Annotated in this window: 20 protein-coding genes; 14 read left to right on the top strand and 6 right to left on the bottom strand. The window is 47.9% G+C overall.

Annotated features, from left to right (window positions below; all coding sequences use genetic code 11):
- Positions 1–65: 65 nt before the first annotated feature.
- The 6 genes from hrcA to AAF564_06245 all read left to right on the top strand — a co-directional run bounded on the left by hrcA (position 66) and on the right by AAF564_06245 (position 6,403).
- The gene (gene hrcA / locus AAF564_06270) at positions 66–1,142 is read left to right on the top strand and encodes a heat-inducible transcriptional repressor HrcA (protein ID MEM8485134.1); all 1,077 of its coding nucleotides are present in this window, start codon (positions 66–68) and stop codon (positions 1,140–1,142) included.
- Positions 1,143–1,222: 80 nt separating this feature from the next.
- Entirely contained in the window at positions 1,223–1,816 is a 594-nt protein-coding gene (locus AAF564_06265) for a nucleotide exchange factor GrpE (GenBank protein ID MEM8485133.1), read from the top strand.
- A gap of 26 nt (positions 1,817–1,842) precedes the next feature.
- Positions 1,843–3,009, top strand: coding sequence for a molecular chaperone DnaJ (gene dnaJ, locus AAF564_06260; GenBank protein ID MEM8485132.1), 1,167 nt, complete (start codon positions 1,843–1,845; stop codon positions 3,007–3,009).
- 57 nt (positions 3,010–3,066) lie between these two features.
- Positions 3,067–3,564, top strand: a complete 498-nt coding sequence (locus tag AAF564_06255; GenBank protein ID MEM8485131.1) for a flavin reductase family protein — start codon at positions 3,067–3,069, stop codon at positions 3,562–3,564.
- Between the two features lie 22 nt (positions 3,565–3,586).
- Positions 3,587–5,650: a hypothetical protein gene (locus AAF564_06250; protein ID MEM8485130.1), complete on the top strand. Its 2,064-nt coding sequence runs from the start codon at positions 3,587–3,589 to the stop codon at positions 5,648–5,650.
- A gap of 27 nt (positions 5,651–5,677) precedes the next feature.
- Positions 5,678–6,403 carry a glycosyltransferase family 2 protein gene (locus tag AAF564_06245; GenBank protein ID MEM8485129.1) on the top strand — a complete coding sequence of 242 codons (726 nt, stop codon included), beginning with the start codon at positions 5,678–5,680 and terminating at the stop codon, positions 6,401–6,403.
- On the opposite strand, the gene AAF564_06240 is transcribed toward AAF564_06245, so the two are convergent.
- From AAF564_06240 to AAF564_06220, 5 genes are all read right to left on the bottom strand, one after another.
- Positions 6,396–7,211, bottom strand: coding sequence for a TIGR02757 family protein (locus AAF564_06240; GenBank protein ID MEM8485128.1), 816 nt, complete (start codon positions 7,209–7,211; stop codon positions 6,396–6,398). The genes AAF564_06245 and AAF564_06240 overlap by 8 nt on opposite strands.
- 14 nt (positions 7,212–7,225) lie before the next feature.
- Complete coding sequence (locus tag AAF564_06235; protein MEM8485127.1) at positions 7,226–8,710, bottom strand: hypothetical protein; 1,485 nt, start codon at positions 8,708–8,710, stop codon at positions 7,226–7,228.
- Positions 8,711–8,801: 91 nt separating this feature from the next.
- On the bottom strand, positions 8,802–10,421 hold the full coding sequence (locus AAF564_06230; protein MEM8485126.1) for a hypothetical protein: 1,620 nt from the start codon (positions 10,419–10,421) through the stop codon (positions 8,802–8,804).
- On the bottom strand, positions 10,418–11,836 hold the full coding sequence (locus AAF564_06225; GenBank protein MEM8485125.1) for an FAD-dependent oxidoreductase: 1,419 nt from the start codon (positions 11,834–11,836) through the stop codon (positions 10,418–10,420). The genes AAF564_06230 and AAF564_06225 overlap by 4 nt, the downstream gene beginning before the upstream one ends.
- 177 nt (positions 11,837–12,013) lie before the next feature.
- Positions 12,014–12,997, bottom strand: a complete 984-nt coding sequence (locus AAF564_06220) for a threo-3-hydroxy-L-aspartate ammonia-lyase (protein ID MEM8485124.1) — start codon at positions 12,995–12,997, stop codon at positions 12,014–12,016.
- A gap of 20 nt (positions 12,998–13,017) precedes the next feature.
- Between AAF564_06220 and AAF564_06215 the strand changes: the two genes are divergently transcribed.
- On the top strand, positions 13,018–14,502 hold the full coding sequence (locus tag AAF564_06215) for an HTTM domain-containing protein (GenBank protein ID MEM8485123.1): 1,485 nt from the start codon (positions 13,018–13,020) through the stop codon (positions 14,500–14,502).
- A 187-nt stretch (positions 14,503–14,689) separates the two neighbouring features.
- Here the strand turns inward: AAF564_06215 and AAF564_06210 are convergent, their stop codons facing one another.
- Positions 14,690–15,016: a DUF4342 domain-containing protein gene (locus AAF564_06210; GenBank protein ID MEM8485122.1), complete on the bottom strand. Its 327-nt coding sequence runs from the start codon at positions 15,014–15,016 to the stop codon at positions 14,690–14,692.
- A 784-nt stretch (positions 15,017–15,800) separates the two neighbouring features.
- On the opposite strand from AAF564_06210, the gene AAF564_06205 reads away from it, so the two are divergent.
- The 7 genes from AAF564_06205 (at position 15,801) to AAF564_06175 (ending at position 24,179) form a co-directional block, all read left to right on the top strand.
- Complete coding sequence (locus AAF564_06205; protein ID MEM8485121.1) at positions 15,801–16,280, top strand: hypothetical protein; 480 nt, start codon at positions 15,801–15,803, stop codon at positions 16,278–16,280.
- 217 nt (positions 16,281–16,497) lie between these two features.
- On the top strand, positions 16,498–16,908 hold the full coding sequence (locus AAF564_06200; GenBank protein MEM8485120.1) for a hypothetical protein: 411 nt from the start codon (positions 16,498–16,500) through the stop codon (positions 16,906–16,908).
- 141 nt (positions 16,909–17,049) lie between these two features.
- Entirely contained in the window at positions 17,050–18,411 is a 1,362-nt protein-coding gene (locus AAF564_06195; protein MEM8485119.1) for a type II secretion system F family protein, read from the top strand.
- 42 nt (positions 18,412–18,453) lie between these two features.
- Positions 18,454–21,261, top strand: a complete 2,808-nt coding sequence (locus AAF564_06190; GenBank protein MEM8485118.1) for a GspE/PulE family protein — start codon at positions 18,454–18,456, stop codon at positions 21,259–21,261.
- Between the two features lie 72 nt (positions 21,262–21,333).
- Positions 21,334–21,864 (top strand): hypothetical protein, encoded by a 531-nt coding sequence (locus AAF564_06185; protein ID MEM8485117.1) that lies wholly within the window; start codon positions 21,334–21,336, stop codon positions 21,862–21,864.
- Between the two features lie 23 nt (positions 21,865–21,887).
- A complete protein-coding gene (locus tag AAF564_06180; protein ID MEM8485116.1) occupies positions 21,888–22,487 on the top strand; it encodes a hypothetical protein in 600 nt (199 codons plus the stop codon).
- A 552-nt stretch (positions 22,488–23,039) separates the two neighbouring features.
- Positions 23,040–24,179 carry a type IV pilus twitching motility protein PilT gene (locus AAF564_06175; GenBank protein MEM8485115.1) on the top strand — a complete coding sequence of 380 codons (1,140 nt, stop codon included), beginning with the start codon at positions 23,040–23,042 and terminating at the stop codon, positions 24,177–24,179.
- The last annotated feature ends 91 nt before the right edge of the window (positions 24,180–24,270 follow it).

Below are 24,270 nucleotides of genomic sequence, written 5' to 3'. Positions count from 1 at the left end.
ATTCGACCTATATTGCTCTGCCTTGAACTGATCGGCAAGGCTTTTGCTCGATTTAGGTATCTAACATGAGTGATCAGCAACAGACATATAGCCCATCATTCAACGAAAAACTGTCCGTACGGGAAGGCGAAATTTTACGTCTGGTTGTACGGAGCTTTGTTGATACTGCCGGCCCGGTTGGTTCACGCTTTTTGTCAAAGCGTTTTCCTGGCGGGCTTAGTGCCGCGTCAATACGGAACACGATGAGTGATTTGGAAGATCGTGGCTTGCTTGATCATCCCTACACATCAGCTGGTCGGATTCCTACGGAATTAGGGTATCGTACCTTTGTCAACCAATTGATGCAGCCGCAGGGCATGTCTATGAATGACCAGGCATACCTTCAGGCCAAGCTGGGTGGATTGGAAGATCAACCTGATGTGTTGTTACGCGAATGCTCTCGAATCCTGGGCCGGCTTTCAAACTTGCTTGGCGTTGTGCTCAGTCCAAAGTTGAGCAGCGGGATTCTTGAAAGGCTGGAAGTTGTGCCGCTTTCGTCATCCCGGATTATGTTCGTCATCAGCCTGGAAGGCGGGTTGGTGAAAACTGTTGTACTCGAATTGCATACTACGCTGGGTCGGCGGGAATTGGATGATGTGGTGGCATTGCTCAACAGCAGGCTCGCTGGGTTATCCATCGACGAAATTCGCAAAACGTATGCGGATCGCATGCGGGATGTTCAGAACGAGCCGACCGGGCTTGTGAAGCTCGTATTGCAATCTTCTGATAATATCTTCAGCGAACAGGAAGACGGACGCGTTAGTTATGCCGGCGCACAAAACATTGTTGCCCAACCTGAGTTTTTGGAGCAACCAGAAGACCTCAAAGACCTCGTGCAACTGCTCGAGAATGAAAATTTCATTGTAGAATTACTCGAAAACGAACCCATTGTGAAGCCTGGCCAGGTTAATATCCGGATAGGCAGTGAAATCAATGATGGGACAGTAAACCAATATTCTATTGTAACAGCGCGCTATCGCTTTGGGAATACAGAAGGTACACTTGGTGTCATTGGCCCCAAAAGAATGCACTATTCGCATGTCTTTTCCCTTGTTGAAGGGGTTTCTGTAATCCTCAGCAAACAAGAAGGCGAACGCAATTGATTTAGATTTAACCATTTTCCCTGGAAGCCCTCTGAACAGTACCCAGTTAACCGGTTGCGCATTTTGGAATTATGAATGATATGGAAGATACAGTAGAGATTTCTGGAGAAGGTGCAGCAAAAGCTGCTGAGTCGCAGGCTGATGAAAAGGAAGCAGTAAAAGAGGAGGAGGAGAGCACTGAAGAAGTACCTGAGTCAGTCTCAGAAGTAACCGACTTAAAAACAGAACTTAAAGAAACGAAAGACCGGCTGTTGCGGCAGGTTGCAGAGTTTCAGAATTACAAGCGGCGAACTGAGCAGGAGAAAACCATGCTCTTTGAAGCCGGCAAAGCAAAAGTTGTCCAGCAAATGCTGGAAATCCTCGACGACTTTACGCGTTCGGTTGATGCCGTGAAGCAACTTGAGGAAAAAGAAGACCAACTCCAGGAAGGATACGAGCAGTTGAAGCAGGGGGTAGAGTTGGTATTTGACAAATTCCAGAATGAGTTGGCCCGGCTGGGTGTTGAGCCCATTGAAGCCAAAGGTCAGCCCTTCAACGAACAAGAACACGAAGCATTAATGCAGCAACCCGCCCCTGAAGATACTGAACCGGGCACTGTGCTCGAAGAGATCCAGAAAGGATATCGGATGGGGGATCGTGTACTGCGTCACACCCGGGTTGTTGTAGCAGCCTGATGTGACCAGTACTGACCTGAACGTACATGCGCGATTATTACGAAATACTAGGTGTCCAACGTAACGCTTCAGATGCCGATATCAAGCGAGCATACCGCAAGCTTGCCCTGAAATATCATCCTGATCGTAACCCGGACGATAAAGAAGCTGAAACTAAGTTCAAAGAAGCTGCGGAGGCCTACGAAGTCCTGTCGAATGCTGACAAGCGTCAGCGATACGACCGCTTTGGGCATTCTGGCGTTCGTGGCAATGGTGCCGGCGCAGCGGGCTTTCAGGACATCAATGATATCTTCAGCGCGTTTAGCGATATTTTTGGTAACAGCGGGAGCATCTTCGATGAGGTGTTTGGTGGCGCAGCTGGTGGCCGGCCGCGTGGCCGACGACGGAGCGGCCGCCCCGGTGGAGACCTGCGCATCAAGTTACCCCTCACACTGGCTGAAATAAGCGAGGGCACCGAGAAAAAAATCAAGGTGCGCAAGTTTGTGAAGTGTGAGCCTTGTTCTGGGTCAGGTGCAGAAGCAGGAAAAGAAGGTTATTCACCTTGCCCGACCTGTCAGGGAAGTGGAGAGGTGCGCCAGGTCACACGTTCGGTGTTCGGACAGTTTGTGAACGTGCAAACCTGCCCAACTTGCCAGGGAGAAGGACGAATCATCAACGATCGGTGCAAAAGCTGTAATGGTGATGGGCGGAAGAAAGGGGAGGAGACCATTACAATTACGGTGCCTCCAGGTGTATTGGAAGGCAATTACCTGACGTTACGTGGGGCAGGTAATGCCGGTATCCGAGGCGGTACAACCGGAGACCTTCGCGTTGAAATTGAAGAAGTTGCAAACAAAGATTTCACCCGCGAGGGATTAGACATCTATTATGATTTGCACATTTCTTTCCCAGAGGCGGCTTTGGGTACTGAAGTTGAAGTGCCTACATTGAAAGGACGCGCCCGGTTGGATATCGATCCTGGGATGCAATCTGGCAAAATACTGCGTATGCGCAGTCGCGGATTGCCTGAGTTAAATGGCAATCGGCGGGGAGATCAGATGGTCCGTATCAATGTATGGACACCAAAGACCCTGACCGATGAAGAGCGGGACTTCTTTGAAAAGTACAGAGAATCTCCTTCCTTTATCCCGCAGCCAGAGAAAGATGATGATAAAAAATCGTTTTTTAGCAAGGTTAAAGACGTCTTTACCTGATCTACTGGCCGGCAGCAGCTTTAATTATTCCTACCAGGTTTTTTAAACCTTAATTCAATGTCTGCACTACTTACTGGTGAAGATTTGCGTGCTGTTATGCGGCATGTTGCTTCCCCTGTAACGATTGTTACGGTTGATACGCCAGAAGGCGCCAAGGGTATAACCATTGGTTCGTTTACCAGCGTGTCACTGGATCCGCCGCTCATTTCATTTAATGTAATGCATGAGTCATCAATGCATGATGTGTTGATGGCGTCAGACCGATTTGCTGTACAGATCTTGTCTGAACACCAGGCTGCATTAAGTGAGCGTTTCTCTATTCCTCATCAATCCAGCAAACAGCAGTTTGAGGGTGTGTTGCACCATCTTGATGGGGATGACTTGCCCTTGTTGGATGATGTATTGGCCATCTTGTTTTGCCGGCCATTTAATGTTGTGCCAGCCGGCGATCATTCTCTCATAATTGGCGAAGTACTGGAAGCCAATGCTGTTTCTCTGGGCAAGCCGCTGCTCTATTATCAGCAGTCCTATCGAAAAGTAGGCGGTACTGCCTAGCTGACTTCTAATCCATTGTTTAGTGCATTTTACTGTTTCTGATTTACTGGGGGCATCAAGCGCATTTGCGCTCTTTCCTCTGGTGATCATCCTGCCAGGATTTGCTCTTGGCTACTTCTCAGATATTCTGCAATTCAGATCTCGCGGTTTAGGCTATCAACTCAGCGTCGCGTTGTTGTTGTCGCTTGCCTGTTGCCCCATTGCTATTTACCTCATAGGCAAAACCAGCGGTATAGCGGCTGTATGGACGCTCTTGGCGGTAAGCTGGATGGGTTTCTTCACTACCTCATTTGTCGGGCGATCGTTTGCAATGGACCGCTTGCGTGCCATGGTAAAGCAACACCTTCGCCTCTTGTTGGGTCTGGGTATTGCGCTGCTTGTTGCCATGGGTTATATGGTCGATCTGGTTCTTGATGGGGAACTGGTGCGGCCGCTTGTATCTTACGACTATACGAAACACACTGCAGTAACCAATGCCATTTCTATGACCGGCATTCCGCCCGTCAATCCCAGCTTTTACCCGACAGCACCGGTAGAGCTGTTTTATTATTACTTCTGGTTTCAGCTCTGCAGCATTGTAGATATTGTGGGGGGAAGCATTGTAACAGCCCGCCATGCCGTCATGGGTAGTATTATGTGGGGCGGGATATCGCTGGTTGTTGTGATGCTGTTTTGGATGAAGCGGCAACGCATCAAGCTGGGCCTTTCACCACGGCATATCGTCCGGGGCCTGCTGTTGTTACTTGTAACAGGCCTGGATTTTATACCGGCATACAGTGGTTATCTCACGCATTCAACACAGGGAGCTGATGGTCTGTTAATTCCTTCGATTGAGTGGTGGAATGAGCAGGTCAGCGCCTGGATTAGCGCAATACTTTGGGTGCCACATTACGTTGGCGCTTTTGTTTGCTGTTTGTTTGCTTTTTTACTGATTAATGAACGGTTTAACGAAGAGACAGGAGCCGGCAGCAATCTATTGCTTCTTTTCGCTGTACTGGCTCTGGCATCTGCGGTGGGGATGTCCATTTGGATCGCGTTTGCAGCGGCTGTGATTTTAATGGTCTGGATGATCGTTGTATTGACCATTGACAGAAAGAATGAGCTCTTTCCCTTGTTATTGGTTGGTTTGACAACGGCCTTGCTTCTTGTGCCATACATTCTCGATTTGTACGGATCGCAAAGCCTTAGCCGGTCGCCACTTGCATTCACTGTGCGCCCGTTTCCCATTCTGGAGCAGATGCGTTTGGGGGTTTCTGGTGTGGGGATGTTGCTATTGCGCCTGCTGGCATTGCCGATCAATTATATACTTGAATTGGGTTTTTTCCTGATGGCAACCTGGCTGTTTTGGGATTTTAGGAAAAAGGAGGCCCGGCCCCTGGAGCGGGAAGAGCAGTTCATGCTGGTGATGTTTTTGGTATCGTTGCTATTATGCACCTTTGTCAAGTCCAATATTAAAAATAACGATCTGGGTTGGCGGGGCTTTATGTTTGCCCAGTTTGCCATGCTTGTATATGGGATTCCTGTTTGCGCAGCGTGTTTTGGGAGTAAAGCGTACCCAACGCTTAAGCTTGAGCCGGCGATGCGGTATGTGCTCATTGGCATGCTGGCGCTTGGTATAGGGTCCAATGTCTATGAAGCATTTGTTATCCGGCAGTTTTCCTACGCGGAGCAGGGCGCCTATGGCTATGCAATCAGGGAGACCTACGAGTGGATTGATCAAACTGCACCACAAGAAGCTGTGCTGCAGCATAACCCGAAAATTGAGATTGAATATTTCCATGCGTTATACGGTAACCGACAGGTTGCGATAGCCGATACGACATTGGGGCAACTGTATGGCGTGAACCGTGACACGTTTTATACCCATTATGATGCGATAGCGCGCATTTTTGAGGATCAGAATACGCCTGCGGAAGTTCAGGCGATGACCAATTTATATAACATCGATTTGCTTGTAGTTAAAAAAGCCGATCCCGTTTGGGGAAATAGTGCATCTTGGGTTTGGCAGTCCGAGCCAATATTCCAAAATGCATACTGCAAGGTCTTTTCTACCCGTCAGCTAGTCTCCCGGCGTACATCCCCTTAAGCCTGACGTTCAGGGTCAATTGCGAAGATGAATAAAACAAAAGACCGATTATCGATAGTAATGCCCGTTTACAATGAGGAAGAAATCATTGAAACTGTGGTGCAGGACTGGCATGATACGCTCTCCGGGATGGGTGTGGATTTCGAAATCAGGTGTTATAATGACGGCTCTAAAGACAATACGCTTGATATCCTGTCACAGCTAGATGCTACCTACCCCCATCTCGTTGTAGTCAACAAGCCGAATACGGGACACGGCCCGACGATCTTGCGGGGATATGCTGAGTCGCGGCATGCAGATTGGATTTTTCAGATCGACTCAGACAATGAAATACGGGCAGACCAGTTTGAGGCTTTCTGGGAGCTTCGCGATTCTTATGACTTTTTACTCGGGCAGCGCTCGCATAAAGACTTCCCGATTTCCCGACAGTTTATTTCATACATCGCCTGGCTGGTTGTCCGTTTAGGGTTTGGGAGTAGGTTGGTTGATGTTAATTCTCCCTTTCGCTTGTTCAGAAGCGCAGCTTTGAGTCCGCTTATTCAGCGTATTCCTGTTGATACGTTTGCGCCTAATGTTCTGATTACCGGGATGGCAGCTGGCGCAAAAAAACTTCGCTGTAAAGAGATGCCCATAAAGAATCAGTTTCGGCAGACGGGCACTGTCTCAATCAAACATTTCAAACTTTTTAAAGTGGCAATGCGCTCATTCAAAGAGTCAATCTCTTTTGTGATGCGCAACCGAAAGGTCATTTAGCTGGCGTGGGATTGACGATAAACCGGGCGTCGAGCGGTTCTTTGTAGGCGCCAACGCCAAAGAACGCATAATCGTATTTTGCAGGGTCTTGGGCGCAGAGTAATTTGCAAGCTTCCGTTAATTCCAGTGCAGCGCGCCAGTCGTCTTGTTTCCTCGTAAGAAATCCGAGCGCACGGGCTTGCCGGCCGGAGTGTACATCGAGAGGGAGTACAAGTTTGTGCTGAGCAATCTGCGTCCAGATGCCAAGGTCAACAGGCCCGGGGCGTACCATCCAGCGGAGATACATGCACAAGCGTTTGCACGCGCTACCTGTGGATGGACGCGCAAGGTGTTTTCTTAGCCGGCGGGGTGTTTCCGGGTGTATGGAGAATAGCAAGTCACTAAATCCCTGTATGGCCGGCCCAACATGTGGTTCCGATGAATCGTCGAAAGCGGCAAAAGCCCGCTCAATGGTCTGGTAGCGCTTAAGTATCGAAGACAGGTTTTGAATCAGCCAGACAGCGTCTGATGGTTGAAAAGTGCGGTGCTTGAAGCCTGCAAGTACTGATTCGTGTTGGATTGCGTTGAAGTTGTATACAAAAGCATGGGGTTTGAAGTCCATGCGCTCGCACAAATCGGCAAGTTTGCTAAGTACCGTTTTTCGTTGTCCCCAGGCGAGCAGCGCGGCAAAAAGGCCAATGATTTCTTGATCAGCTGGATCGTCAAAGCCATGTGGCACAGATATAGGATCAAGTTGGATGAATGCCTGCGTTTCGTATTTGGTTACGAGTCCATCCAGGTAGGCTTTGCGCGCTGTATTGTGATCCATGTAGCGGTTTGCTCTTACGGCGAATCAATAGCAATTCGCTCCATCTGTTCGATCTGATACCGATTGTTTTCAATCGTAAATATCACACCTTGGGGCTTGTTGTATTTTTGTAAATGCACTCTGGCTGAAGCTGCGTCTGGCACAACCTGAATGCATCTTCCCGAATAATATTGTATTTGGGGTGCGATAACAAAGTTTTCCGGTGCCTGTATTAGAAAATCGCCGAGGGTACGGGTCGTTTTGAAGAAGACAGTATCGTCAGGGCCGGCGTTTGCCCTGATTTCTTCTCCAAGGGCTTTGAAGGAAAATCCGTCTGGTTCAATCACGTGCGCGTGATAGAGAAATGCTGAAAAGGCAAGCATCGATACAATCACAAAGTGAGGGACAATTTTAAACGCAATGCCTTCCTGGCTTATTTTTGCAGATTGTACCCGGTAAAGCAGTATGCCGGATAGCAAGCTGATAAAGACGCAGGTTTTTACCAGGGCCATGTCATGAACGAGGGTAAACTCAAAAAGTACTACATGGTGTAGTAATGCCGGCAGTAAGGCGAGCAATAAAAACACCTTCTCCTCAGTTGAAAGCCGGACTTTTAGCGGTTTGACGATCCACATCATCAACCCCAGGAAGCCAATAATCACAAACTGAGGGAAGTAGTTGCGGAGGTATACTTTGCTCAGATACAAATGGGCGTTGAGCTGATAAAACTCATTTTTGCCGAGATGGCCACTGCGCTCAGTGTAGCGATTGAGTACAATATCAATAAAATCTGTAATCCCACTAATTGTGCTATACTGAAAAAATGTAAGCAGACCACTGAAGAGCAACGCAAAGAAAGAAATCCATATCACGCGTACACCATGCCGGACGTGTTTTCTGAAAAGAAGTGCCAGCGCAGCCAGACAGATGCCAAATAGAAAGCCAATCCATTCTGTGTAAGCCATCAGAAAAAGAGTGAGAAATAGCAATGCTGAGAGCCGGCGGTCCGATTGGTTGCCGGGGGCAAAGAGGAGACGGTGACTTAGATAGAGTCCAATGATGAAAAACAATTGGACAAGAATGTCGGCGAAGTACACATTTGCGTGGTGCCATAGGGGCAGGGGCGAAAATATGTAGATGGCCGCAGCGATGAGCGCAGGTATCGAGATTGCCCGCCGGTTACTGTCTGCCGGCAGCAGGTTGCCAATCAGCAAATAAAGCATCACCGCACACAGAAAGTGCAACAGCAGATTGAGTGATTCCAGCGAAAGGACATCTGGATCTATTCCGAGGGTATTGAAGATCACGTGTGGAAAGATGAAGGCAAAGGGCGGGTATGATACATAATAGTAGTTACCTGTATCGTCTGAAATACCGCTGATCGGACACTTTATATAGTGATCATTCGGATTCGAAAAGGTGTAGATAGGGCGCATGCCGTGCGCAAACATACCTTCTTCTTGCCAGATTTGTAAGGTTACCAACGTATGGGCAGTAACCCATTCGTAATTGGTAGACAAAGGCCTATTGATGTGTGGGCTGCGAACCGCAATCGATAGTGCAAAAAGGCCTAGGAGGCAGGCAAAAGACAACGTAGACAGACGCATGGCTTCAATGTTGGGGGCGTTTTGCCTCGTCTATAGTTATGGGCTCTATGGTAATAATATGCCCTTCCGTGCTGATCGTGTATATGCGCCCTTTTTGCAGGTTGTATCGTTGCAGATGCGCAAAAGCATCTGATTTATGAGCGATACCAAGTAAATTCCGCCTGGCGATCATCTGAACCTGTGGACTGATGGAGCGGTGTTCATCGATATACACCATAATGCCATTTTCGCGGTCGCGTTCGCTTATAATGAATAGCGCCTCATCGTCGGCTGCAGTTGCTTTCACCATGCTGGCCACCCGTTCATAGATGTATTTGTATTCAAACCGGTCAAAATCATAAAAAGAAAGCAAGCTCAGCATCAGCATCAAGCTGATGATAGCGGATGAAACGATATGGTAGAATTTCTTCTGATCTGGTTCAGCATGGAAGGTGCACCGGTTATACAGCATACCAATCACAAAGGCTGCGAGCAAGGAAGACTTGAGTAGCGCAAAGTCGTGGATTTTTGTGAAGCCAAGAAAAAGGCTGTGGTGGAGCAAGATTGGGACAATCAGAATACTCAAAAACAGGGTGAATTCTTGCTTCCTCGTTTTCTCCATGCGGGTTCTTTTGATGGTAAAAGAGGCAAGAAGAAGAAACAGAATCATGCCGGCAATAGGGTAGTAGAGCCGGCGGTAATGTTTGAGCACATGCATAAGCTCGATCTGGGTAAAGTACCAGCTTTCTTTGTCATAGCCGCTACGCTGGAAATACTTTTGAAACGAAGCTTCCAGGAACTCATCGAGTCCATTGATTGACGCATACTGATACACGAACAAGCCCAGGGCAAGGCAAGTAGCCAGCGCAATCGCTCCCATGAGGCCAAAGAAATGTTTGTCTTTAAAGGCGTACAGGGTTGCAAAACAGAATACGATGGCAGCAAAGAGCAACCCGATCCATTCCGTTTGAATGGACACAAATACCAGTACTCCAAAACCCAATACGTAGCGCCAATTCTGAATTTTGTTATAGAGGAAAAGTTGAATCACCATGTAAATGCCGCTGGCCCAAAGGAGTTGGATCAAGGTATCTGCAAAATATACGTACGTGTGGCACCACAGCGGATGCATCGAAAAGAGGTAAATGATGCTTCCAACCAGCGCCGGCACCCAAACGGCATCGCGGACCCGTTTGCGGTAAAACCTGCACAGAATGATGTAGATGAGCAGCGAGGTGAGGAAATGAATGATCAAGTTCAGGAATTGGAGGGCGAAAAGCGAAGGCTCCATCCCGGTAGTTTTCAAGACCAGGTAGGCTAAAAGAAAACTGACTGGACCGTATGAAACGTAGTAGTAGTTGCCGTTTTCGTCCGGAATGCCGCTGGTCAAGCTCCTGATATTTCGATCTGCGTCGTTGTTGTAGGTGTAGACTGGGCTGTAGTGGTGTGCCTGGAGTCCGTCTTCAAACCAGATCTGCATGGTCATGACGGTGTGCGCGGTGAGCCAAACGTGCCCGCCCCTGATAGACTCTTCAAATGCGTGTGTACGCAGGAGAACAGAGCATAGGAAGAGGAAGAAGATAATAATGGGTGCTTTAAATCCGACGGCCGGCTTTGGCTGCGGGATGTTGGGCGAGGTGCTCATGCCTTGGTTAGTCCCGTCTCAGTAATCAATGCAGTTTCCTGATAGGTGTCGTAATTGGTATTGATATCCCACAGGCTGTGGTCGGCATTTTGAGTTAATTTCTCTGCGGCAAGAATACCCATCAGAATGCTGTGGTCCTGGTTGTTGTACTTGAAGGCACCATACCGACCAATTACTGACAGCCCCTCTATCGAGGAGAGATAAGCTTCTACAGGCTTGAGATGTACCTTGTAGTCTTTATTATAGACAGGGTAGCAACGGCGGATTTTGATTGCTTTTCCATCTAGGATATCAGCACTTCCGATGAGGCCAGTTTGCCTGATTTCTTTTTTGCCAAGCGCGATGAGGGTTTCATCGTCTGCTTTCCACATAGGATCTTCGTCGTAGCTCCAGTACTCAAGCGCTAAAATGGTTGTCGTCTCGTTGTTGTTGATTTGCGGTGTCCAGTTCCTGAAATTGGTGATGCGCCCAAATTGTAGTGACGGGTCGTGTACGTAAATCCAGTTGTCGGGAAACAGGTCGCTATGGTCAACATTGAGATAAACGAGCGTTGTGTTTCTAAATTTGAGCTCGTTTATGTGATCGAGTAATTGCTGCGGGGTGTTCTCGAGTCGCTGTACAAGCAACGTGAGCGGCATTGAAGAGATGATATGATCGTAAGCAACCGTTTGCCCGCTTGTAAGCGCCAGGGCGCGGGCTTGTCCATCTTCAAGAACGACGCGTTCAACAGGCGTGTTTAGGTGGACTACGTTGCCCAGGGCAGTTATTTTCTCTGCCATGCGCTCATATACGACGCCACTGCCGAGGTGTGGATAGGCAAAGCGATCAACGAGGGTTTTGTGTTTGTTACCCCGGCCACCAACCACAGCGTTTTTGATAGCTTCAGTGAGTGAAAGCTTTTTGATTCGCTGCGACGCAAAGTCAGAATCGAGTTCTTTGCAGGTGATACCCCAGAGCTTTTCGCTGTAGGTTTTGAAGAAGATGTCGAAAAGGCGTCGGCCAAACTGGTTGACAACCCAGTCTTCAAAAGACCCATCTTGCTCGATGGGGTTAACTTTTTGCTGGAAATAGCTAAGCAGGCAGTGCGCCGCTTCAAATGGTCCGAGGTTTTTGAGGGCATTGCCAACACGGAGCGGGTAATTGAAAAAATCTTTGTTGTAGTAGATCCGAGTAAGGCGGTCAACCATCGCATAGTTCTGACCAACAACTTCAAGCCAGAGCTCGTTGACGCGTCGGTCGGTGCTGAAGAAGCGGTGCGGGCCAAGGTCAACCTGTTGATTCCAGAGGGTGATGGTTTTTGCCAATCCGCCTACAGCAGGGCCGGCTTCGTACAGGTCAACGTCTATGCCGGCTTTCGAAAGTTGATAGGCTGCGGTGATACCTGCCGGTCCTGCTCCAATAATTCCTACTTTCATAGAGCTCTATACATAGAGGGGAAAATACTGCTATTCAATACCTGATTTCAACCGGCTAAGATAGTACAATGTGCCGGCTGGATAATGTGGATCTTTACAAACCTGCCTAGTTTATTGTCGTTGAGGAAAATAGCAATGCGTAACAATTGTATATAGTTGATATAAGGAAATGGGCAATCATTTAAAAAAGAGGTGCAATTTCTTCAAATCTACATTGCCTCCTGTGAGGACGACTCCAACGCGTTTCCCTCTAAATCGTTCAGCATTATTCAGAAACGCCGTTGCTGCGAGTACACCTGTAGGCTCAACTACAATTTTCATACGTTCCCAAAGCAAAAACATGGTTTTTCGGATGTCATGGTCGTTTGCGGTCAATATCTCGTCAACATAATTAGAGATAATCGGGTGTGTGTATTTGCCGAGGTAAGGCGTACGCGCACCGTCGGCGATGGTATCCGGATTGTGTACTTGCTGTAATACTCCCGAAAGAAAAGTCCGCCTGGCGTCGTTTCCAGCAGCAGGTTCTACGCCAATTACTTCGCAGCATGGTAAAATATTTTTAGTTGTGATTGCGCACCCAGAAAGGAGGCCGCCTCCGCCGCAGCATACAAGGAGGGCGTCGAGGGGGCCAGTTTCATCAAAGAGCTCTAGGGCAGTTGTACCTTGGCCGGCGATTACATCGGGATGATCGTAGGGCGGGATGATGGTGAGACCACGTTGCGCCGCAATTTCGTTGGCCAGTTTTTCTCTGGTGATTTCTTCCTTATTGTACAAAACAACTTCGGCACCATAGCCCCTTGTTGCGCTAATTTTTACAGCCGGCGCATCCTCAGGCATAACAATCGTGGTAGGTATCTCTAGCAAGTTACCTGAAAGGGCTACAGCCTGTGCGTGATTGCCTGACGAGTAGGTAATCACACCTTGGTTTTTTTCTTTTGCACCAAGCTCTGAAAGCGCAAAGTATGCACCTCGGAATTTGAATGCGCCGATGCGTTGATAATTCTCGCATTTGAAGAAAACAGAAGCTCTTGTGCGTTTGTTTATAGTGCGCGAAGTCATGACAGGCGTGCGGTTTGCCACACCTTGAAGCACCTGTGCTGCTCTTTGTATGGTACCAAACGAAACGACGGAAGTAAGATTGGCGTGGAAGGCCGGGTGCATACGTTAAAACTTTAGTGTAAATGAGTGAGCAAGCGGAAAATACAGCATCTACGTCTGGTTTGTATCTAAAGATCGAAGAATTGCTCGGTATTGATTTGCGTGCGCTCGGCGCGTTTCGCATCATGATTGCCTGGATGGTGTTGGTCGACCTACTCAATCGCTCATTTGATCTGGTTGCACACTACACAGATGCCGGTGTTGTACCCCGTGAATTGGTTATTGCACACGCAGAGCAGCCGTGGCTCATGTCATTTCATATGTTGAGTGGTGGTGCTTTGCTGCAAGTGCTTCTGTTTTTAGCCACTGGGGTTGCTGCGGTCGCATTGTTGATCGGATATAGAAGCCGGGTGTCGTGTTTTGTGTGCTGGCTATTGTTATTGTCCCTGCATGTCCGAAATCCGTTTGTAAACAACCTGGGTGATTGGCTGCTTGTAGATTTATTGTTTTGGGGAATTTTCCTCCCATTAGGTGCGCGTTATGCATGGGATGGTATGCAAAAGCCGGCTGGTCAGCAACTGCCAATTCGCGTAGTTTCGCTGGCAACGTTGGGTATTCTACTACAGATAGGGTTGTTCTATGTGTTGGCTGGTCACCATAAAATTAGCCCTGTTTGGCAGATCGACGGTACGGCCATTGCGTTCGCCCTAAGTCTGGATCGAATAGTCTCGCCCCTTGGTCAGCAGTTGCTGTTACTGCCAGATGAGGTGTTGCGCATGTTGACGCTTGCAACGTTGCATTTAGAAAAGTGGGGGCCGCTCTTGCTCGTGGTCCCATTTTTTACAGGAGCGGTTCGCACGGTATTGGCTATTACGTTCATGTTGTTTCATGTAGGATTGGCGATTTCTTTTGAGCTTGGGGTTTTTCCTTATATCTGTATTACTGCCTGGATTCTTGTGTTGCCTGCTGGGTTTTGGGATAAAGTGACACAGATAGGTACGGTGAGGCAGTTGGGGGGGCAGCTACGCAAGCGGTGGGAAGCATGGGTTTCCATAAAAGAAAAAACTGTAAATGTGTTACCTGGCGTCTCAGAGACGTTGATTGCGGTGTTAGCACTGTTTGGGGTAGTTTCGAGTGCAATGCTGTATGCTGGTATGATGGATGAATCGTATTACGACGGGTTGTATGTGCATGTGGAGCCGGTTGTGAATACAATAAATTTGCGGCAGCGTTGGGATATGTTTTCACCCGAGCCGCCGCGTAGAGATGGTTGGTTTGTGGTTGCCGGCTACAGGCCAGGAGGGGAGGGTATTGATTTACGCGCTAAAAACGAGGCTTTGCAGTGGGATCGGCCGGCGAATATCGCAAACACCTATGGTAACCAGCGCTGGCGCAAGTATATGGAGTGGGTGATGAACAAGGGTGCGATACATGGAAGCTATATGCTCGCATACTATGAGAGGGAAGGCCGGCGGCAAGGAATAGAAAACGTGGCGGTGTACTTTATGCAGGAGAGGACCCGAGATGATGGGGGGAGTACGCCTGTGCGCCGGCTGAAAGTTGAATGAATACTTATGCAACACTCTTGTATAGAATACACCGAGGTAATAAACTGAAACAACACAGCTTTGTGACAACTGGCCCTGTTTATTGATGTTTATTGCCCGTAGCTCTTTTGTACTTGCAATGGCTTATATGTTGTAGGTAAAAGAGCTGGACTTTGTTCTTAACAAGACTGAAAGATAGATATTGGTATTAGTCTTCCTCTTCGTTGTCTGATGATTCAGTTGTTTCATCTGCAGATTCAGCCGTAACTGTATCGCGTTCGATGATGATCTGAACATCAGTAACAAGTGCTGCGATGGCACCAACTGCCGTAAGTGGTGCATGGAGCAAAATAGCAGCTGCAGCGCCACCGAGGCCGATGGCAAGCGGGAATTCAAGCAAGGTTCGTCCATCTTTTTGTATGATGACACGCCGCGCAGTGCCTTCTTCAATAATTTCCCTGATTTTTTCCTTGAGTTGGTTGCCTTTGACTTTCATGTGTTCGAATGAACTTTCGGATGTGTTGGTAGCAGACATAGCACAGGGTTAGGTTTGGGAGAAGTCAGAAAATAAGACGGCATGTCGAATAATGCGTCTTAAAAAGTTACGCGATGCGCGACATGTTGTTGCGTTGAACGAAATAGAGGCAGTGTGGTTAGATTGTCTGCTTTAGCGTAGGTGTGAATGATTACTATTTGTAATCCTGTTTTTTCGCATGGTAACATGTGTGTAACGATCAGGATGAGTGAATTCAAAAGGACTTGGATTAACTACTCAAAAAGAAATCAATACGTTCGTTTTTTGTTCTTTACGTAAATTCCTGCTCAAACTTGATTTTTTGGCATAATTGGTGTCTGTATCAAAGTTACTTGTTGTTCTCACGGTGTTGGAACCCGTAAGCGAATGCTTCAGAATTTGATGCATTTTTTAAACAGGTTGCTTGAAGAACACGGACTTGTGCCTTATCAATACAAGAATAGGAGGACGAGCCTTGAATCTATATGAGATTCATTGTGAGAAAAAATGTTAACTGTTCCTGATCAAGTCCCTTTGTTTAAAAGGGAGGTGCTATCAGCGAAATAACTGAAAATTGCCCCCTTACGCTGTCTTATACTGTATGGGCGTTTAATGAGCGTTTTCACATCAGGTAGGTGCAGTTCGTTGGCTTAAGAGATGTATTTATTGTGTCGATAAACCTTGTACAACTCGTACGCTATGGAGACAAGTTGATACCCCACCATGGGATAGACCCATGTGCCTGGGACATTAAGCCGCATCATCTTTCAATATAATAACCTAAACAAAACACGGAGATTCTGCTATGGGTCAGCAACAACTCCTACTTCTCGTACTGGGTATCGTAATCGTCGGTTTGGCGGTTGTCGTTGGTATTCAGGCGTTTAGTGAGAACCAGAAAAAAGCAAATGCAGACGCAATGGTAATGACAGCTATGCGTATTGCGTCAGACGCGCAGGCATTTTTGCGTAAACCAGTCCAGTTTGGTGGAGCAAGCCTAGACACGAATGGTGACCGTCGGACTAACTTTAACGGTCTTTCTACAGAGATTACGCTTGAAGGATTGGGATACCCGCTGAACGGCGATGGTAACTATGCCGATGTAAACGGTGAGTATGCTATTTCAGTAAATGGCAACAACCTTGTTATTTCTGCTGGTAGCGCTGCTACGAGTGGTGCTGGTGACAACAACCTCATTTGTGTGACGGTTGCCGGCGTCTTGGTTGAAAACATTACTACAGCCATCAACCCGGCAACGGCGCCTGCTGGCTGTACAACTCCGTAAGGAGTAGCGTTTGGCTTCGATTTTTTGAAGCCATTCCATATTGCATAATGATGAGTATTGGTGTTGTGAGACAACATGGCTTCTCTCAGCAACACCAATGCTCATCTATATGCGCTAGTGTTTCCCCTTATAATTCCCCCCGGCTTTAGGGGTTTTCTTCGCAAGGTTGCTCTCAAGGGCAACCTTAGTTTGCTAAGTTGCGAATTTGTAAGGTACCATGGGGCAGCAGCAGCTATTATTGCTTGTAATGGGGATTGTCATTGTTGGCGTAGCTATCCTTGCCGGATATGCGGCGTCTGAGATTAGCTTTAAGCAGCATGATGCTGATGCCCTCATTAACAGATGTTTAAGCATTGCCCAAGAAGCCGTATTCTGGAAAGCGAAAACAGATCCTTTTGAAGGCGGTAATGCCAGCTACGCTGGATTGACCGAAGGAGGGTTTGACCGCCTCTTTATAGGCGATCAGACAGAAGGGGGAGAGTTTAAAATTATTACGGCCACTTCTGATTCTCTCGTCATCATTGCTGTCAGTAAACGCTTTCCGGATGTTGGCGTGCGGGTAAGTGTAGCCGGCGAAGAAATTGTCGATACAGATATTGACTACAACGGGGGAATTACCCTGGATTAAAGCCTGGTCAGGCATTCTCGTTTAGGTCTGGCGCTGTTTTTGCTATATAAATAATTTCTTATTTTGTACTTTAGGGGTGCCTTTGTCTATTTCTCCGGCAACTCCGAACTGTTTCAGTAAACCACCTGCATCAAATTTTTCATGGCTGTCAAAGAATTTAAATTCAATGGAATCAGCGCAGCAGGGCAGCCAGTGCAAGGGACTATTTTTGCTCCCTCCAAGCGCGCAGCTGAAAAGAAAGTAACCAGCCTTTCTGAAAAGCATCATTTTCGCCCGCAGAGTATCCAGAAACGCCAAGCCTTTCTATACAAAGTTCGGCATCCGAATGGCGAAGTTGCCAGTGGTGAGCAAAAAGCTTTTTCTCAGGAAGAAATTGTCAAGGCGCTTACCAAAATGGGCCTTGAGGTTATTCGGGTAGAGAAAAAATTACTCGATTTCCAAATTAAGCCGCCACGACAGGATGTTATTATGTTTGTGCGGTTGTCTGCCAACCTCCTTCGTGAACATCTGCCGTTTGACGAAATTCTTAATCTGCTTGTGGGGGACGTTTCGTCCAAAAGCCTCAAGCAGGTTATTCGTGACTTGAATGCCGACCTTAAAGGCGGGATGGAAGCCCAGCAAGCGTTTATGAAGCACCAGCACATGCTGGGCAAGTTTACCGCGTATATGCTTGGCATTGCATCACGAAGCGGTAACATGGCTGATATTTACGAATCAACAGCCCGATTTCTTGAACGACAGCAAGAGTTCAATAAAAGCGTTCGCAGCGCTATGATTACGCCGGCGATTACCGTGCTTGTGCTCATTGCCGCGTTTGTATGGTATGTATGGTACATTTTCCCTGCAACCGCTGGCCTGTTCTCTTCATACAATATCGAACTGCCCCCAATGACCACAGCAACACTCAAGTTTGCTGACTGGTTTGACCACAACTACGGCTGGGTCTTTACCCTCACCTTTTTACTGGTCGGTGGTTTTTTTGTCTTTGCAAAAACGACGAAGGGTAAGTTCATTTTGCATAGATACATGATCCAGATTCCCGTAATTGGGTCACTTTTGCACAAATTGAACATTGAGATTTTTTGTCGCACATTTGCTATCTTGTACTCTGGTAGCGGTGAAAATATCAGTGTGATCAAGGTTGCCGCTGAAGCAAGCGGGAACGCTTATCTGGAACATCGTATAAAGACCATAACTGTGCCTATGATGGTGGCACAGGGTGCTGAGCTTGTAAGAGCCATGGAGGCCAGTGGTGTGTTTACGCCTATGGCTATTGCTCGATTTAGAAGTGGCTCTGAGACGGGTAATGTCCGTAAAAGCTCGCAGCAAATGGCTGATTATTACGAAAAAGAAACTACGCTCAAGTTGAGAACAGCTGTGGAAGGTATTCAAACCATGGTTGCCGTACTAATCACAATAGCCATCTGTTTCCTTACAATAATCTCTTCTGAGATTGCGCTCATTCAGCCAAATACCCAGGATATTATGGGTATTGGCGGCTAGGTGCTACTTAGATAATCGCTCTGATCTAAAGGCAGTATCAGCATGTTGTTTAAACGGAAAGGCGGAAATAAGAAAAAGGATCAGCAAGCAAGGCGATCTCACCAGGATGAGATGCGTCATGGGAATGGTGTGCCCCCTAAGCCGGCCGCAAATCAACCTGCACCAAAGCAACCTGCTGGTGGATGGGATGCAAAGGCGAAAGAGGAGATGGCCTCAATTTTTAGTCGGTCTAAAAAGGATAACCAGAACGGCAAAGACCTTGAAGGTACACGCCGTGCTGTTGCACAACGCCGCGCATCCAAAAAAATGTCTTCAATTGACTGGGATGTTGCCGCACGTGATGAAATTACTGCACTCTTTGGTAAAGATGCAGACAATGCGCCGGCTGGTGGTGCTGACAACGATCTAGAATCTGTACGTCGTGCCATTGCTGCGCGCAAAGCAAAAGGCAACCAGGCTGCGCCGCCAACACCGCCGCCGCCTGCTTCTCCTGCGCAGCGTCTGGAAGACCAGATGGCTGATGGATTTGAGTTTGATGATGAGGATGATCGCGGTCCACGGCTGGATTGGTTGGTAGATTTCATTTCTGACGATGACCAGCCCGCGCCTCAAGACACTGCAAGTGCTAAAGGATATACACATTCTCAAGAAGTAAATGATTATCGGGCTGATGTACATCAGACGCCTGGGCCTGCCGGCAATGGACTTGGCCCAGAAGACATAGAACTTGTGCCGCGTCCCGGTCAGAAACCTGACGCTGGTATTCCCCTTGATGCTGATGCCATTATGGGCGACGGCTTTGGAAATATCGGTGTACAGGATGCCAGCCCCCAAGACGGCGGCGGTATTGATGATCTTGCCAGTGCTTTCTTTGACGAAGTTGTCCAGGAGCCACGTGGCCCGCAGCAGCCTGAACAAATTGTGCCTGACGAGCAAGTGCCGCCACATTTTGGTGGCCCCGCGGCAATCCCTCCGCAGCCGCCAGCACCCGGCTCGCAATTGCCAGCCAAGCGTCAGACGGAGGAACTGGAAGCCCAGCCTCGATCAATTGATATTGAAGCCCTTCGTACAAAAGACCGCGTTGTCGGCATTCTGCTCAAAAAGCAGATTGTGACAGCTACGCAGGTCTACGAAGCGCAAAAGGTTAAGGAGCGTGAGAGCTCCAGAGAAACGCTGTGGCGTATTCTCGTTGCGATGGAGTCTGTTGACAGCGATGCAGTCTTTGAAGAAGCTGCGCGTATCTACGCATTCCCAATCGCAGATACCAAAGATAAGCTGGATGCCAAGTTTGTGCGTTCTGTGATGGAGACGCTTTCCGAGGAAAATCGAGATCGCCTCTTAAACCTGCATCTGGTACCGTTTGAATGCGAAACAGAGCAGTCGGGTACCGTTAAGCTCGTCTTCATTACCCATGACCCAATGCGCACCGAAGTTCGTAAGGTCATGAAAGAGTTGAAGCTGGATCGCTTTGACCTGTATTATGCGCCGAAATCTGCAGTGGAAGCTGTGATTGTTGAGGCCTTCCCGCGTAAGAACGAGTTCATGGAGCGCGTTCTGGAAGATCCCATGGCGTTTGATCTTGGCATGACCTACGAAGAAGGCACCGAGATCATCGACGAAGATGCGCTTGAGGCTGAAATTAGTCGCTCGTCGCTCATTAACCTCTTTGAGGCAACGCTCGTTGAATCTGTGCGTCAGGGCGCATCGGACGTTCATATTTATCCGAATGCCAAGAAGCGTGTAGAAATTCACTTCCGTATCGACGGCCGGCTTTCGCTCTGGCATACCGAGCACAAAGTGCACCCGGAAGCATTGCTAGCCGTTATCAAAGACAACGCAATGAACGTCGACCGCTTCGAGCGGGATGCCGCACAGGATGGTTACATCCAGCGTTGGATTGATGACGTACTCATCCGTTTTCGTGTGTCGGTATTGCCGATTGCCAATGCCAGCCAGGAAATTCGCTCTGAAAGTATTGTAATTCGTGTACTCGATGACCGTAAAGTAATCCGTGATTTGCGCAAACTCGGTTTGCTTGATAGCGCGATGGAGACGTTTGAGTCTGCAATCTCGCAGCCGCATGGTATGGTCATTCTTACAGGTCCAACCGGTTCGGGTAAAAGTACCTCGCTTGTAGCTGCGCTGCACCACGTAATCAATGGTGAAGTGAATGTGCTCACGGTTGAGGATCCTGTGGAGTATATCATCCCAGGCGTGAGGCAGATTAAGCTGAATTTCAAGCTGGAGCTCGAAAACGCACTGCGCGCTATCCTGCGTCATGACCCCGACATTGTTATGGTGGGTGAGATGCGTGACAAGAAAACGGCTGAGCTTGCTATCAAGCTTGCCAATACGGGTCACCTTACCTTCTCCACGCTCCATACCAACGATGCCCCGAGCGCGATCAGCCGACTCTACAAAATGGGTATCGAACCCTTCCTGATCGCTTACGCGATCAACCTGATTGTTGCCCAGCGACTGATCAGAAAGCTCTGCCCAACCTGTAAGCAGCCCGACCTGGATCCAGATGGCATTATGCTTGAAAAGCTTGGGTTTACGAGAGAAGAAGTAGCCAACCTCACGTTTTACGAGCCAGGCAACGATTCCAGTTGTCCAACCTGTAAAGGGGTTGGATACAAAGGACGTCGCGCCATTTGTGAAGCGCTCTTTTTCTCCCGCGAAATCCGGCACATGATTGTTGAGGCGGACAAAATGATCGACGAAGGCGCCATCAAAGAGCAAGCCGTAAAAGAAGGCATGCTTACGTTGCGCGACTCGGCACGTGAAATTGTGAAGTTGGGCGAAACGTCTGTTCGCGAGATGATTCGCGTTGTGACTGCTGAAGGTTGATCCCCCCTCATTCTTAGTTCTTAAATTGCCCTAGAACCCCCGGCTAGGTACCTGTATTACTGGGTATTTACTATGCCGCAGACCGTTCTAGCCTTTCTGGCAATGATGATCGTTACCATGCTGTCTTTAAACCAGCAGCAGTCGATGTTGTTGGCTTATGAGTTGATGTTGAATGATGAGATGGAATTCATGGCATCTGCTGTTGCGCTGCGGTCCATCGAATACATCAGTCAGCGTGAATTTGATAATGCCGTTTCTGGTACCGCAACCGTCTCTAATCCTTCTGAGTTGCAAGATCTGCCATTTGTACAGGGTAATGACTGCCTTTTGCAGGGTTTGGATCTGAATTGTTTGGATGTAGACGACTACCATAGTATGACGGTAGATACCATGTCTTTTTCTGGGCGGGATGATACGTTTGCCTTTGCAGTATCAGCAGAGGTGTTCTACGTGGATGATACTGTCAATCCGGATTCCTCTGTTACATATGAGACTTATTCCAAATTAATTGCTGTAGAAGCACAGGATTTAATAGGCATTATGCTAAAACCCATTCGCATTACGCGTCTTGTAGTTTGCGAACCAGCAGATGGTTGTTTGTAGCAATCTGCTCCTGAGGAAATGACATGTTTCTTATTTTCGATAATCTTTCTGCCACACTGATAGGTATAGCTGTTCTTTTGCTGCTTGTTATCATGCAACAGCGTGTGCAGCGTGTATCAGCAGAACAGGTGATGATGTACGCTGCGAACCAGAATATCCTGGATTTTGGCAAATGGGTGGAAGAGGATATGGTAAATGTTGGTTGGGGAGTTACAACGGGAAATGGTATATCAGGTATTGCCCAGAATGATACGATTCCAACTTTGACAAGACAGTTTACCTTCGATCGCAAACAGAGCGATACAACAGGCGTCGCCACTGTGCAATATCAGGTGATTCCGGTAACGACTTCTGGTCAGCAAGTGTTTATGGAAATCAATGGTACAGATGTACCGCTTTGGCAGGTTCAGCGCCTTGTAGGAGGGACCGTAACAGGAGAGAGTGCGCCATATGTTACCCATTTTAACATACTCCTCGAAAACGATCGGGGACAGAATGTATTTGCTGTGGCTGATGCAGAGCAGATTAGCATAGAAGTTGCGATGGCCATGCCCTATGGAGAAGATGCTTATATTCCCGAAACGCACTGGGGCACAACTTTTGGTCTACTTGCCGCAAATTGACCAGAAATAGCAGTTCGTTTTAGTTTTTGCTTGAATATGCGTACTTTTAAAAAAGCAGTTAGATAAACTGTCGGGTTTCCCTCCGCGGGAAACATAGTTGAATCAAGCGAATTATCTAATATTACTTGCTCCACAGGATGTAGTCCGTTCGCAAATGGAGCTTTAATGTTACATGTCTTTATATTAACTGTCGCGCGCTGTCCTTATCAGAGGAACAGTTTCAGGGCGTTCCCGTGTGAGCGTCGCAGAAACTGGAATCATCATACTGGTTTTCTTGATCCACAATAGAAAACACAGCAGACGGGGAAATTCGTGCAGTTAGACATCAATCGCCTATCGCCGCTTGGAGAATCGTAGTTTTTTCTCACTACCAACGCGAAGTATATCTTGAATCCTCAAAGTAACGAAATCCGTTGGGATCGTGGGCCTCGTAAAGAAGGCGCCATGAAAGCCCGTGTTCAGGTTCCTTTAGCACCCCAACCTCCAAAGGTTTGCCAGATCATTATTGATTCTGTGCCACGTGCGGTCAAAGGAATTGATCGTGTACGATTCTTGAGTGAGCATGTAATGGCCTTGCTGGACAAAGACCGCGCGATTCTGCGGCAGCATGTTGACCATTACGTGAAACACATGTTGAAAATTGGCGCGAGTGATATCGACGCCGGCGGCACTGCGTGTAATGGGTACATCTGGTACCGCGTTGACGGTAACAAAGGCCCCCATAAAGAAATGGGGCGCATTGATGAGGACCTGGCTGATATCCTCTTCCTCAATATGTTATCTGAAGCCCAGATTGATCACCTCTTTACACATTCAGCTGCAGACTTCTCCTACGCCCTTTACGTTGAAGGCAAGCGCGACCGACGCTTTCGTGTAACCGTTTATTTCGATTACGGGCATCTTGCACTTAACGTTCGTGCTATTGAGGATAAACTCAGAACGCTTAGTTCTTTGAAGTTTCATCCGATAATAGAAAATGGATTGATGTTCCGAAACGTTCGAGATGGGCTTACGCTTGTCACCGGAGTTACCGGTTCTGGTAAAAGTACCACGCTCGACGCCATCATTGATGCGAACAATCAGGATGTGCACGCCCATGTTGTAATCATCGGTAATCCGATTGAGTATATGCATGAGTCTAAACACTGTATTGTACGACATCGTGAAGTAGGGCGAGACGTTGCAACATTTAAAGACGGCGTGGTTCAGGCCCTTCGCCAGGACCCGGATATGATTGTAATTGGTGAGATGCGTGATCCGACAACCATCTCGGCGGCACTTGAAGTGACTGACTCTGGTCACAAAGTGTTTTCCACGCTTCATACCAGTTCTGCTGTGGAGAGCATCGACCGTATTATTGCTGAATATCCAACAGATGAACAGGATCGCGTAAGAAACCGTCTGGCTGACGTTTTGCGCTGTATTATTTCGCAGAAGCTCTGCCCGAAAGTTGGAGGGGGACGAATACTATCGAAAGAAGTACTCTGGATGACACCTTCAACACGTGCCGCTATCAAAAATAACAACGTTGGCGAAATTTATCAGATGATGTGGGAAGGTGGTAGCCAGGGGCAGATAACTATGGAGCAAGATTTGTATAGGTTAATGCAGCAACGCTTCATTACGCCCGAAACGGCTATGCATTATTCCAACAACAAGAGAAGGTTCAAACAACTTATCTCTGGTGGTTGATAGCGCGGTCTAAGGCAGACTTCGAATTGCACTAGAAAGTAGTAATAAACATGCAAAAGAAACGATCTTCGGATCTCGTGCTCGGTGTGAT

This window comes from Bacteroidota bacterium, from assembly GCA_039111535.1.
Classification (GTDB): Bacteria; Bacteroidota; Rhodothermia; order Rhodothermales; family JAHQVL01; genus JBCCIM01.
Note: the sequence above shows the minus strand (reverse complement) of the source record. Positions and strands in the feature narration are given on the sequence as shown.